General features: G+C 35.2%; 8 protein-coding genes and 8 tRNA genes. 4 read left to right on the top strand and 12 right to left on the bottom strand.

Annotated features, from left to right (window positions below):
• Nucleotides 1-344, top strand: a 344-nt coding sequence (locus tag AFK68_RS29205; RefSeq protein ID WP_143438408.1) for a Uma2 family endonuclease, incomplete at its 5' end; no start/stop codon positions are given.
• Between the two features lie 237 nt (nucleotides 345-581).
• Complete coding sequence (locus AFK68_RS40145) at nucleotides 582-797, top strand: hypothetical protein (RefSeq protein WP_210407672.1); 216 nt, start codon at nucleotides 582-584, stop codon at nucleotides 795-797.
• On the opposite strand, the gene AFK68_RS29195 is transcribed toward AFK68_RS40145, so the two are convergent.
• The gene (locus AFK68_RS29195) at nucleotides 784-1,914 is read right to left on the bottom strand and encodes an NACHT domain-containing NTPase (protein ID WP_246844532.1); all 1,131 of its coding nucleotides are present in this window, start codon (nucleotides 1,912-1,914) and stop codon (nucleotides 784-786) included. The two genes, AFK68_RS40145 and AFK68_RS29195, sit on opposite strands and share 14 nt — an antisense overlap.
• 868 nt (nucleotides 1,915-2,782) lie before the next feature.
• Between AFK68_RS29195 and AFK68_RS29185 the strand changes: the two genes are divergently transcribed.
• Nucleotides 2,783-3,490, top strand: coding sequence for an SH3 domain-containing protein (locus AFK68_RS29185; protein WP_094677336.1), 708 nt, complete (start codon nucleotides 2,783-2,785; stop codon nucleotides 3,488-3,490).
• A 340-nt stretch (nucleotides 3,491-3,830) separates the two neighbouring features.
• On the opposite strand, the gene AFK68_RS43700 is transcribed toward AFK68_RS29185, so the two are convergent.
• On the bottom strand, nucleotides 3,831-3,959 hold the full coding sequence (locus tag AFK68_RS43700) for a hypothetical protein (protein WP_256386678.1): 129 nt from the start codon (nucleotides 3,957-3,959) through the stop codon (nucleotides 3,831-3,833).
• Between the two features lie 415 nt (nucleotides 3,960-4,374).
• Between AFK68_RS43700 and AFK68_RS29180 the strand changes: the two genes are divergently transcribed.
• Nucleotides 4,375-5,010 carry an SH3 domain-containing protein gene (locus AFK68_RS29180; protein ID WP_094677330.1) on the top strand — a complete coding sequence of 212 codons (636 nt, stop codon included), beginning with the start codon at nucleotides 4,375-4,377 and terminating at the stop codon, nucleotides 5,008-5,010.
• A gap of 234 nt (nucleotides 5,011-5,244) precedes the next feature.
• Here the strand turns inward: AFK68_RS29180 and AFK68_RS46910 are convergent, their stop codons facing one another.
• The 10 genes from AFK68_RS46910 to AFK68_RS29135 form a co-directional block, all read right to left on the bottom strand.
• The gene (locus AFK68_RS46910) at nucleotides 5,245-6,939 is read right to left on the bottom strand and encodes an ATP-binding protein (RefSeq protein ID WP_371357614.1); all 1,695 of its coding nucleotides are present in this window, start codon (nucleotides 6,937-6,939) and stop codon (nucleotides 5,245-5,247) included.
• Between the two features lie 273 nt (nucleotides 6,940-7,212).
• On the bottom strand, nucleotides 7,213-10,922 hold a 3,710-nt coding region (locus AFK68_RS46905), incomplete at its 3' end, for an AAA family ATPase (RefSeq protein ID WP_371357613.1).
• A 496-nt stretch (nucleotides 10,923-11,418) separates the two neighbouring features.
• Nucleotides 11,419-11,496: transfer RNA gene (locus AFK68_RS29165), tRNA-Leu, on the bottom strand.
• A 52-nt stretch (nucleotides 11,497-11,548) separates the two neighbouring features.
• Nucleotides 11,549-11,619, bottom strand: a tRNA-Gln gene (locus AFK68_RS29160).
• Between the two features lie 74 nt (nucleotides 11,620-11,693).
• Nucleotides 11,694-11,765: transfer RNA gene (locus AFK68_RS29155), tRNA-Asn, on the bottom strand.
• A gap of 245 nt (nucleotides 11,766-12,010) precedes the next feature.
• Nucleotides 12,011-12,084 (bottom strand) — tRNA-Leu (locus AFK68_RS29150).
• A 68-nt stretch (nucleotides 12,085-12,152) separates the two neighbouring features.
• A tRNA-Phe gene (locus tag AFK68_RS29145) sits at nucleotides 12,153-12,225 on the bottom strand.
• A gap of 4 nt (nucleotides 12,226-12,229) precedes the next feature.
• Nucleotides 12,230-12,304: transfer RNA gene (locus tag AFK68_RS29140), tRNA-Arg, on the bottom strand.
• 56 nt (nucleotides 12,305-12,360) lie between these two features.
• Nucleotides 12,361-12,442: transfer RNA gene (locus AFK68_RS37530), tRNA-Tyr, on the bottom strand.
• Nucleotides 12,443-12,487: 45 nt separating this feature from the next.
• Nucleotides 12,488-12,574 (bottom strand) — tRNA-Ser (locus AFK68_RS29135).
• Nucleotides 12,575-12,734 lie beyond the last annotated feature (160 nt).

Genomic DNA, 12,734 nt, shown 5'->3' with positions numbered 1-12,734 from the left:
GAGTGTGGGGAGTGTGGGGAGTGTGGGGTGTATTAGACCTCTCCTTTCATCCCAAATCCAATCAATTATTACCCATAAATTATCAATTACTTCTCGACTTAGACCTATTTTCTGGAGATACGCTTAGGGCTTCTATACCAGAGATTTTATATGTTTCTTATGAACACTTATCTCCAGAATGGATAGCAGATGAGTTTTGTCCTATTTTGCCCGATTTAGTAATAGAAATTATTTCTCCTGCTCAAACATTTGGTCAACTCATAGCTCAAGCTAGAGATTATTTAGATGCTGGTGTATTAAGGGTGTGGGTTGTTGATAGTCAAGCTAGGAGTATTACCCAATAATTAATAATTAATTATTAATTATTAATTATTAAATAATTCTGGTTTAAAGCCTCCCCTTGGATAGGGGAAAAAAGCGGTCGTTTGCGTTAGCGAAGCTCCTCTGAAAGAGGCAGCATTCCGTAGGATGGGATGGCGTTTCGCTGCGCGACATGTAACGCGAAGCGTCCCGGAGGGAACGGTCTCCCGCTCTTGCAGAGCCACTCCGTTAACGCCATATCCAATCGACCAAGAGAAGAAATGATATTTCCCGATATTCAATCAAGAACGGTTTTAACCAGAGATAATTATCAATTATCCATTATCAATTATCAATTAATGAAAGTTTTTTATCCAGATGCACCGCCACAAACTTATATGATAGATACCCTACTGATAAATTCTTTATTTAAAGGATTAGAATTAACTGCTGAACAAGTATTTAATAAAGCTGGAATTCCCACTACATCTCAGTAAAATGTCTATACAATAAATGATGAATAAATTGATAGCGATCGCCTATTCTTTGTAACAATAATCGACTACTAGCATAATTAAGAAAACGACGATAATTCCAGGGAATATGTCCATTACTAAATAAAACAATTCGCAGCACTAAACTTTTCAGTCCGGGCAAACCAAACTTCCCGCCAATTAACCCACCAATAGCACCACAAATTAACCCTTCTTTTAATTCCCAAACTAAGGTAAAAATAAATCCAAAAGTAAACCCCCAAAATAAAACACTAATCAAATTAATAATTAACTTATAGGTCTGTAACTCGCCATTAGGATCTAGCCAACTTGACTGTAATTTTTCTATTTTAAATTCCTGAATATTTTCTGCTGCCATTCGCTGTGCTAACCATGCCAACCACCGTCTTGTTTGTTCTGGTAGTGGTTCTTGATTTCTCGGATACCATTTATAGTTAGTTTCTCCCCCTAATTGAGAACGAATATAAGCATTTAATAAGTATTTTTCTCTTCCCTCTTTAGAAGTAATTCTTCTCCAAGCAGCAATTAAAATTTCCTCATAAGCTAAAGTCATCATGGTTAACATTAATGGTGTTTTAGCTACGTTTAATAACTCTGGTTCATCCTGAATATAATTCCAAAGTTCTCGACTTCTAGCCAGTAATAAATAATCTTGAATCTGGCTGTTTTTTAAAGGTTGTAATAAGACAGCAGCATTCACTCTCAACTTATTATGACAATTTTTATAAGCTGCAAAACTACTACAGACAACTAAGTGTTTTGGTTGAAAATCTACTGAAAATTTATTAATCCTGTCTAAGCAATGTTCAGATAATTCTGGGGATACTCCATCGAAGCCATCTATTAAAGGTAATAGTTGCTGATTTTCTAACCAATTTATAGTAACTTTCTTAGGAATATTGTATTTAAACTTAAGTTGCTCGACTAACCAATCCGAAATTTCCTGATTGTTATTTTGCCATTTTGAAAGATCTAATAATACTGGGATTGGTGTTTTTTCGTCTTTTTCCGCCCGAATCACAAGTCTTCTTGCTAATTCCAATAAAGTTGTAGTTTTACCACCTCCAGGATTTCCTAATAATAGTAATTTGCCTTTCATGCGGTCAAAAACTTGCATAATATTTACTTTAGGAGGGAGTTGAAAAATAGGGCGCTTTCCTACTTTTACTTCTATATCCCAAGAACGTTTTAATTGTTGGGGTGGTTGCTGACGGACAAGATTAACTATCACTGCATGGTGTAGAGACTGCAATCGCATTTGCAGAACTTCTGTCTTAACTCTATTTAATAGTTGGTCGCGATTTATTTGCACCTTTGTATAACTCTNATATTTACTTTAGGAGGGAGTTGAAAAATAGGGCGCTTTCCTACTTTTACTTCTATATCCCAAGAACGTTTTAATTGTTGGGGTGGTTGCTGACGGACAAGATTAACTATCACTGCATGGTGTAGAGACTGCAATCGCATTTGCAGAACTTCTGTCTTAACTCTATTTAATAGTTGGTCGCGATTTATTTGCACCTTTGTATAACTCTATTTTTACATGGTTTAGTTAACTATTATTTAGTTAACTATTATATGGTTAAAATATTTATATTATATTTGCTTTAATAGTTAACAGTTATGCTTCTGATTAAAATTCAAATTGACCAAAAAAGTAAACATATAATCAAGTTAATAAGGAGATAAAAATTATGTCATTGAATATGGGACAACTAATCATTACAGGAATAGCTGGATTTGCAAGTGCCACTTCTATGGCTTATTTCACAATTCAGTCTGGTTCCTCACAATTTGCTAGTAATTATTTCCAGACACAAACGTTGGATAGCAACCTAGTTTCTGGTCAACTAAAGTCCTCATCTTTAACTCCTAACTCCTCAGATTTAGTTAGTCAAAAATCTAGTCCAGTTATTNTGGGACAACTAATCATTACAGGAATAGCTGGATTTGCAAGTGCCACTTCTATGGCTTATTTCACAATTCAGTCTGGTTCCTCACAATTTGCTAGTAATTATTTCCAGACACAAACGTTGGATAGCAACCTAGTTTCTGGTCAACTAAAGTCCTCATCTTTAACTCCTAACTCCTCAGATTTAGTTAGTCAAAAATCTAGTCCAGTTATTATTACACCACCAACATCAGGATGTAAAATTAATATGGCGATAGTAGATGATCCTGAAGCACCTCTAAATGTTCGTAGCAGCCCAGAAGTTAAAGAAGGTAATATAGTTGGTCAACTTAACAATAATACCTTTGTTTCTGTGGCAGATGAACAATCTGGTTGGCTACAAATTACTAATCCTGTTACAGGTTGGGTTGCCAAGAACCGAACTCGTAGTAGTTGTGCAAAAGTGGATAAGACTATTACTTTTTCCCCAGAAAGTGACACAGCTATTATTAGAGGCGAGATTATTGGTACTGGTAGTCATAACTACCGGGTCAGGATGATTCAGGGTCAGACCCTGACTATCAAAAATTTAGGGGATGTCTTTCCAGCAATTATTAGTCCTAATGGCCAACTTATCACAAGAGAACCCAATGTTGAAGGTAATGAAAATGAATGGACAGATATTATTTCTCTGAGTGGGGTATACACTTTACAATTAGATTCTAATCTGCGTGGATATGAATATGAATTTTTAGTGTTAATAGAAGGGAACGAGAATTTTTAGTTTAAACTTTCAAGAAATTATTAATTTTCCTGGCTTTTTTCTAGGTGCAATAATTATTGTCGTAGGGGGAATTAAGATTATAAATTCTGTACCTTTTTGTGGAGTAGAAATATATTCTAAAATTCCGATGACGTTCCACAATAACTTGATAACTAATTACTAAACCTAAACCTGTACCTTGACCGAAAAATTAAGGAGTAGGGGAGTAATTTTTTTGCCCAACTATTACCATAAATGCTAACTTTTTGATTTTTCGGGAANATATTCTAAAATTCCGATGACGTTCCACAATAACTTGATAACTAATTACTAAACCTAAACCTGTACCTTGACCGAAAAATTAAGGAGTAGGGGAGTAATTTTTTTGCCCAACTATTACCATAAATGCTAACTTTTTGATTTTTCGGGAACCGTGCATCAAGAGATGAAAACCAGGTACTTTTTCAATACCTAAGAAGGTATCTTTCATTAATTGATAATTACCTCTCCCTAAAAGGGAGAGAATTGACACAAATGTCGAAAAAATTTATTTCTCTTGGTCGATTAGATATGGCGTTTCATGTCGGCTCAAGCGCCGTTAACGGAGTTATGCACCAGCAAAAACGACCGCTCTCTTAGTTGATTGGATATGGCGAACGGACTGCTCCGCAAACAACCGCTTTTTTCCCCTATGGGGGGAGGCTAATAAAGATCAATTATTTAATTATTAATTATTAATTATTAATTATTAATTATTAAAGGAGCGATCGCCAGTCATTGTGCAAGAAAATGCACGTCCATCCGTTATAACAAGGTTGTTGTGATAAATTATTCACATTATCCCACTTCGCCAAAATTAAGGAGATGATTAAAACATAGAGTTCAAACACAGGAAATCAAAAAATATGACAAACCAAATTGTTGTTGATCAACCAAAGTCCTTATCTTCAACTCCCAATTTCTCAGATGTAGTTAGTCAAGAATCTAGTGCGATCGCATCACCAACATCGGAGTGTAAAATAGGTATGGCTATAGTAGACGATCCGGAAGCACCTCTAAATGTTCGTAGCAGTCCAGAAGTTAAAGAAGGTAATATAGTTGGTCAACTTAACAATAATACCTTTATTTCTGTTGTAGATGAACAATCTGGTTGGCTACAAATTACTAATCCTGTTAAGGGTTGGGTTGCTAAAAACAAAACTCGCAGTAGTTGTGCAACAGTAGATCGGATTATTACTTTTTCCCCAGAAAGTGACACAACTATTATTAGAGGTGAGATTATTGGGCCTGGTAATCATAGCTATCGGCTTAGGATGATTCAAGGTCAGATCCTAACTATCAAAAATTTTGGGGATGTCTTTCCAGCAATTATTAATCCTGATGGCCAACTGATAGCAAGGGAAACTAATGTTGAAGGTAATGAAAATGAGTGGACAGGTGTTATTTCTATGAGTGGGGTATACACTTTACAATTAGATTCTCATCGGCGTGGATTTGAATATGAGTTTTCAGTGTTAAAAGAAGGGAACGAGAATTTTTAGTTTAAACTTCCAAGAAATTGGTAATTTTCCTTCCTTTTTCTGGTTGCAATAATTAGGGCTTGGTGATTAAATCTTAAAGCATTGACAAGAAATAAGGTGCATTTTTAGGTCGGGAAAAAGTACCTAGTTTTCAGCTCTTTATACTCAAAAAGTTAAGATTTTGGGGAAGAGTTGAGCAAAAAAATTACTCCCCTACTCCTTAAAAAAGACTTTTTCAGCAAACCCTAATTATTGTCATAGGGGAATTGAGATGATAAATTCCGTACCTTTTTGTGGAGTAGAAATACATTCTAATTTTCCCCCATGACGTTCCACAATAACTTGATAACTAATTGCTAAACCTAACCCTGTACCTTTACCTACTTCTTTTGTGGTGTAGAAGGGATCGAATATTCGCTTTTGCACCGTCTCACTCATACCCATACCATTATCAGTAATCTGAATTATGACTTGGTTTTCTGTTTCTATTTTTGTTGTAATAGTAATTTGAGGAAGCAAATTACTTGATTCTTTTCTCATGGGTTCTAGTGCATCAATAGCATTACCAATAATATTCATAAATACCTGATTAAGTTCTCCTGGATAACATTTTACTTTAGGCAATTTACCATAATTTTTGACAACTTTAATTTCCAATTCATGGGGTTTAGCTTTGAGATTATTTTGGAGAATCATCAGAGTAGAATCTATACCTTCATGTATATCTACATTCTTAACTTCTGATTCATCAAGACGAGAAAAGTTGCGTAAAGATTCGACAATTTTTTTAATTCGGTCAGCTCCTACTTTCATAGAAGTTAATAGCTTCGGTAAATCTTCAACTAAAAAATCTAACTCCACATCTTCAATAATATCTATTACTTCATCCACAGGTTCTGGATAATTGTCCTGATATATTTGAATTATATTTAATAAGTCTTTAGTATATTCTTGAGTATAGTCTAGATTGCCATAAATAAAGTTGACTGGGTTATTAATTTCGTGAGCAACTCCTGCCACTAATTGCCCTAAAGATGACATTTTTTCAGTTTGAATTAGTTGGGTTTGAGTTTGTTTTAATTCTTTGAGAGTTTGACCCAAACATTGATTTTTTTCGTTTAATTCTTCTAGAGTTTTAGCCAAACATTGATTTTTTTCATTTAATTCTTCTAATGTTTGAGCTAAAGTTTGATTTTTTTCGTTTAATTGTAGGGTGCGTCGCTCGACTTTTTGTTCTAAAGTATCGTAAAGCAAAGCATTTTCTAGAGAAATTGCTGCTTGAGTCGTAATCATTTCTAACAGTTGTAATCTTTCGGCAGTAAATGCACCTGTTGTTAAATTATTTTCTAAGTAGATAATACCGATAAGTTTACCTTGTTTGATAATAGGAGTACATAATATAGACTTAGGTTGCTGTTGTTTCAGATAAGAGTCATTTACCCATGTTGCTTCTGTAGTCGCATCATCGAATACTTGGAATTTTTGAGTGCGCCACACATAGTTAATTAATGCTTGGGGTAATTCTTGAGTTGCTAAAACAGGTACTTGAAGTCGCTGGAAATTTTGGAGATATTGGTTATTATCAGTAGGGATAACTGTATCGACAACATGAGTCATTGCTTCAAGGATTAACTTTTGGTCTTTGACGAGAATGAGAGCGCATTTTTGTGCCCCCGCATTTTCCATCATCAGTTGAATTAAAGTTGAGAGTAAATTTTCTAGCTTCACTTCTCCAGACAAAGTTTGAGAAACTTTGAGTACAGTTGCTAGATCGAGAATATTTTCTCTATTGCTCTCAGAACTATGAGTGTAGCTACTACTGCTGAGGAGGTGTTTTTTTTCTGAAAAGGAAACTAACACTGTAGCGAGTAATTGTGGGTATCGTTTTTCTAAGTCTCTGACTTTGGCGACTGCTCCCCAGTTGATATATCCATAGTATGCTTCGATCATATATGTTTGAGCAACTTTGCTTTTGCCCCACTCTAGATAAAATTTGGCACATAGTTCGTTTGCTAAAGCTGCTTCTTGAATATATTCGTTTTCTGTAGCGAGAGCGATCGCTTGTTCGTAAGCTTCAATAGCTGTTATTTTGTCTCCGAGTATCCTGTGTTTTTCTGCTTCTATTAAATAGTATTTGTGGGAATGGTTAGCAGGTGCGTGTTGTGCCCAGAATTTCATTTTTTCTGCATTGGCGGTTACTTGCTCTAGTATTTGTTTTTGTTNGCTGTTATTTTGTCTCCGAGTATCCTGTGTTTTTCTGCTTCTATTAAATAGTATTTGTGGGAATGGTTAGCAGGTGCGTGTTGTGCCCAGAATTTCATTTTTTCTGCATTGGCGGTTACTTGCTCTAGTATTTGTTTTTGTTCATCAACTGTAGCACTAGGGTAAAAAGCTAGTTTAGTTAGTGAACTATAAAAATAATATACAGGAATAAAAAATAATCCAGTTACACCATCAATATATTCTAATCCTAACACTTCATAATGTTTAGCCTTCTGAAAATTGCCGAGTAAATAAGATAAAATTAATTTATTCAAATAAATCTGAAATAAAGCATACTGATCGTTAATATTTTCATAAAAAGGAATAAATTTTTCCTCATTAAAAGCACTGCCTGATAATAATTCAGGATTTTCTGCATCCTCTAGTAAATTGAGAATAGCTTGATGAAAAATTTTGCTATAGTAGTAATTATTGTCTTGCTTGAGCTGTTTGATAGAATTGCTATAATTTTCTATTTCTAGCTCCAGTTTATCCAGGGGTACTCCGGCAAAGTAAGAGTGAATGCTATGGAAAATAATACAATAAGTACCATACTCCAAATCTCCTGTTTCCAAACCTACTTTATAAGCTTCCAGCAAATGAGGAAGAGTGTCACGAATATGATTTTTCCAGTGTTCTATACCATCGTACACAGGATCAAATACTTGAGCTTTCTTATCTTTACTGTGAAATTTTTCTAACACTTCACAGGCAAGTTTTCCAAATTTATACCCAGTATCAATATCTTGTTCTAGTCCGCATAAAAGCAATCCATAGAAGGCACAAGAAACAGCAAAAAATGGAGATATTCCTGAATCTAAAGATAAATTTATTTGCTCACATACAATCAGTGGTAATAATGCCGGATTACAAAAAAATGCGATAGAAATAAGAGATGATAAAATTCGCATTGATGCTAATTTTTCTGGTTGTTCTAACAATGGTAAATTAATCAATTCTGAGATATTTTTTTCCCTAAAGTTACCTTGAGTTATTTGTAAGTATTCTTGAATATATGATTGAGTTGGATTTGTGGGAAAGCTAATACCAAGCAGTGACAAAACAGATAAACCAATAGTTAAAGCCTCTGGCATTTTAGTCATACCAATATAGGCTTGTATTTTTATTTCATAAACTTTCATTTTATCTAAAAGTTTATGAGATTTTTCTAAGACAATATCCACCAACTTCTCCATTTCTTTAAACTCACCATACAAATAGTTAGCTTCTGCCGCTGCTTCATATAGTGCTAATGTTAGTTGATATTGAGTTGACCAACTATTTTCAGTAAGTAGATTTATCCCTATCTGAAAATAAGATATTGCTGCTTGATAAGCCGTCGATACTTTCGCTTTTATTCCCGCTCTTAAATTTAAACTTGCTAAGTTTTCTTTGATGTCTTTTCCTCTAATTAATTCCACACCATAATTCAGTTGATTCACAATTTCAAAGATTTTTTCTTCTATTTTTTCCTCTCCGGTATTATTTAACAGTAATCTACCTATTTTTAGATGAGTTTCTTGCTTTTTTTGTTCGGGAATTAGACTATAAGCTGCTTGTTGCACCCGGTCGTGGAGAAAATGATATATCGGTGTTTTTTTATCTTTTATTTCTGGCAAATTATCATCCTTTTCTCCCTGATAAAATTTGTAGGTTTCATCTGCTGGTAAAATCAATCCTTCTGATAAAGAATTCCATAAGTATAAGGCTGTTTCATCCAGAGATTTTTCATACACAATAGATAGAGTTTCTAAGTCAAACTGATTACTTATACAAGCTGCTAATTTTAATAATTCTTGAGTTGCTAATGGTAATTTTTGAATTTCGGTTGCCATCAATTCTACCACATCTCCTGTGGCTGCCAAAATTTTAATTTCTGCCAAATTTAACAACCATTTCTCCTCTTGATCCTGAGAATAAAAAATTAATCCTTCTTTGTACAAAGACTTGATAAACTGACTGCTAAAAAATGGATTACCTTCTGTTTTTCGATAAATCTGTTCCGTGAGTAGCAGTGATTCTTCTGGAGAATAATTAATAGTATCCGCTACTAAATTATTCAGTGCTGACCGACTCAAAGGTGACAAAATTATTTGATTAACAATTGCTCCAGTTTTTTTGATTTCCTCAAGAGTTAATATCAAAGGATGCCCAGGATTCACTTCATTATCTCGGTAAGCTCCAATTAATAATAAATAGTTAATCTCTATTTTTTCCATCACCAACTTCATCAACTTCAGAGAAGCTAAATCTGCCCATTGTAAGTCATCAAGAAATATTACTAATGGATGGTCTGCTTGAGCAAATACAGAGATAAATTTTAAGAATAATAAATTGAACCGATTTTCTCCTGCCGTCGGAGATAATTCTGTGGCTGCAGGTTGTTGACCTATTAATAATTCTAATTCGGGAATTACATCTATTATTACTTGTGCTTCTTCTCCTAATATTTCCTGTAATTTACAGGCAAATACTTGTAATTTTTCTTCGGGTTCACTTAAAATTTGTTTGATTAATTCTTGAAAGGCATTTAACCATGCTGAAAATGGTATATCTCTTTGAAATTGGTCAAATTTTCCTTCAATAAAATAACCTCGTTTCTCTACAATTGGTTTATGCACTTCATTGACTAATGCTGATTTTCCTATCCCTGAATAACCTCCTACTAACATCAATTCACTTTGAGATTTTTCTCTGTGAGATACTCTCTCAAATGCTGTGAGTAATACTTCTACTTCTTGCTCTCTTCCATAGAGTTTTTCTGGAATTATTAAGTGTTTGCTAATGTCTTTTTTTCCTAGGTCAAATACTGTGACTTTGTTTGTATTTTCCCACTCATATTGACATTTTTCTAAATCATGGCGTAATCCGACTACAGTTTGATAACGTGCTTCTGGCATTTTGGCGATTAATTTAAACACTATAGAATTGAGAGTTTCTGGTATTTGGGGATTCAATTCTATGAGAGGTTGTGGTTGACGAGCAATATGAAAGTGAACTAACTCCATGGGGTCTTCTGAAGTAAAGGGGAGTTGTCTTGTTAATAATTCATAAAATGTAATTCCTAATGAGTAGAAATCACTCCGATAATCAATTCCTCTATTCATTCGCCCTGTTTGTTCTGGTGATATATAAGCGAGGGTTCCTTCTAGGGTATTTGGATTGCGTATTTCTGCTGTTTCTTTGGGCAGTTTTGTTGTGGTACTAAAATCTATTAGTTGAATTTGTTTTTTTTGGGGATTAATGATAATATTTTGAGGTTTAATATCTTTATGAATAATCCGATTTTGGTGTAGTTTTTCTAGGGGGTTAATTATTTGTAGAGCTATCTTGAAAAATTGATTTATGTTGGCTGAATTAGGGTGCTTAGAAAGATTTTCTTGACTGAGATATTCTGGTAGAGATATCCCGCCAAAATCTTCCATTACTAACATTAAACGTTGCTCAAATTTTTCCAGTGCTAGCATTTTTACAACCCCCGGAATGTTCAAGTTTTTTAGTAGGGTATAAGCGTTGCGATATTTAGTTAAGGAATGGAAATTAGGATAGGGATGGTTGGGTAGTTTGAGGATGACTAATTTTTTGTATGATTCGGAGTAAGCGCGATAGACAATTGTGCGATCGCTGCCATAAATTTCTTCTAGGAGTTCATAGTTGAGAATTTTCTGCATCAGTTAATTAGACTAAAGGTAATTAATTCCACCTAGATTAATTATATAAAATAATTACTATTGTCTTTGTTGCATGAATATCCTAAACTCCTTGCTGTGCAATATTTTCCTTAATAAAGTTGATTGAAAAAAACCTCGATCGATCGGGCTTCTGAGGCTTTTTTGGAAAAAATTCATTAGTGTATCATATAAAACTCTGATTAGCCTGTAAAAAAGGCCAGCTAAGGCCAGCTTTTGTCCAACGAAATTACCTATAGCAATCCTATTTCAATTAAGAGCCGACATGAATGCGGAGCATGACCTTAGGAAAGCTTTGGAGAATGCAAAACGCGAATCGCCCTTACAGGAGTCAGGAATCAGAATTTTGAAGGTTTTTCGTCAATCTTAACTATTATAAAAATTCTCACAAATCATTTAGGATTGCTATAATACAAGTTTGATGACTACTTGAAAATTTAAGTATTTTTTCTCAATCCCTAAAAGTTTTGTTTCAGAATACTCCTGGTGGGAGTCGAACCCACAAAATTAAAACAGATTTTAAGTCTGTCGCGTCTACCTATTCCGCCACAGGAGCAAATGTTGATACTCCTAATGATATTTGAACTCACACATAAGAAGTATAATAACTGAGGGGGCAGGGATCGAACCTGCATTTTCGCTTTCAAAGAGCGATGTCATACCATTAGACCACTCCTCAATAAGAAAGTCAGAAGTAATAGTCGAAGGATTAAAAACTTTGACTGAATTATTTGTCCACCCGGCATTAAATAACTGCCCCGGTAGGGATTGAACCTACGACCGTTCGCTTAACAGGCGATCGCTCTACCACTGAGCTACAGGGCAATAAATCATATCATGTCCGTTGGTATCGTTTGTGTAAAAACTGGAGAAATATCTACCTTATCTTAGAGTTTTTCTTCCTTCTTCCTTCTTCCTTCTTCCTTCTTCCTTACTTTCCCTATATAATACCGATGCTACCGAACATGATATTACACCTGCGTTTGGTGGCGGAGGTGAGAGTTGCACTCACTGATTTTTAGGGTATGAACCTACTGAGCCACTCTTGCTCCATCTCCGCGTGTCACCAATACCCCTGACTGGAATCGAACCAGCAACATCTAGATCCTAAGTCTAGCGCCTCTTCCTGTTGGGCTACAGGGGTGTATTATTATAGAATTGAGAATTCTGAATTTAGAATTCAGAATGACTATAACTGCTATTTCTAGGATACCCCCCAGATCAGTATCGAACTGACGACTTCCTGCTCTTCAAACAGGCGCTCTACCAACTGAGCTACCAGGGGATAACGGGAGCGGAGGGATTTGAACCCCCAAGTCTCCAGTTTCGTAGACTGGCGTGTTATCCGTTTACACCACGCTCCCATGAAGTAGTTATAACGATAAAAACATTAACTGTTAACTGATAACTGATAAAAAGGTGGGTCAGACAGGATTTGCACCTGCACAGCATTAAGCGACAGTTTTACAGACTGTTGCCCCCCCTAATAGGCGAGCTGACCCAATAATTGCATAATGTTTTCAGCAAAAGCAAAATACACTACACAACGGAGAGAGTGGGATTTGAACCCACGACGGCAATTAAACCGTTTCTTCTTAGCAGGAAGATGCCTTCAGCCACTCGGCCACCTCTCCTAAAAGTCTTTATAGAAGCCCTAACCGTATCTCCAATAAATAGGTTCTGGTGGAGAATTAATTGATAAAAAATGGGTAATAATTGATTTGATGATTGGATGAGTGGCAGATATCTAATACACCCCATCTCCCCTACTCCCCCACTCCCCATCTCCCCTAC

The sequence above is a fragment of the Hydrocoleum sp. CS-953 genome, from assembly GCF_002260545.1.
In the GTDB taxonomy this organism is placed as follows: Bacteria; Cyanobacteriota; Cyanobacteriia; order Cyanobacteriales; family Microcoleaceae; genus Trichodesmium.
Note: the sequence above shows the minus strand (reverse complement) of the source record. Positions and strands in the feature narration are given on the sequence as shown.

Coding starts and splice junctions, on each gene's coding strand:
- AFK68_RS29180 (WP_094677330.1), top strand. CDS start 4,375: ATGACAAACCAAATTGTTGTTGATCAACCAAAGTCCTTATCTTCAACT.
- AFK68_RS29195 (WP_246844532.1), bottom strand. CDS start 1,914: ATGAAAGGCAAATTACTATTATTAGGAAATCCTGGAGGTGGTAAAACT.
- AFK68_RS40145 (WP_210407672.1), top strand. CDS start 582: ATGATATTTCCCGATATTCAATCAAGAACGGTTTTAACCAGAGATAAT.
- AFK68_RS43700 (WP_256386678.1), bottom strand. CDS start 3,959: ATGAAAGATACCTTCTTAGGTATTGAAAAAGTACCTGGTTTTCATCTC.
- AFK68_RS46910 (WP_371357614.1), bottom strand. CDS start 6,939: ATGATCGAAGCATACTATGGATATATCAACTGGGGAGCAGTCGCCAAA.
- AFK68_RS29185 (WP_094677336.1), top strand. CDS start 2,783: ATGGCTTATTTCACAATTCAGTCTGGTTCCTCACAATTTGCTAGTAAT.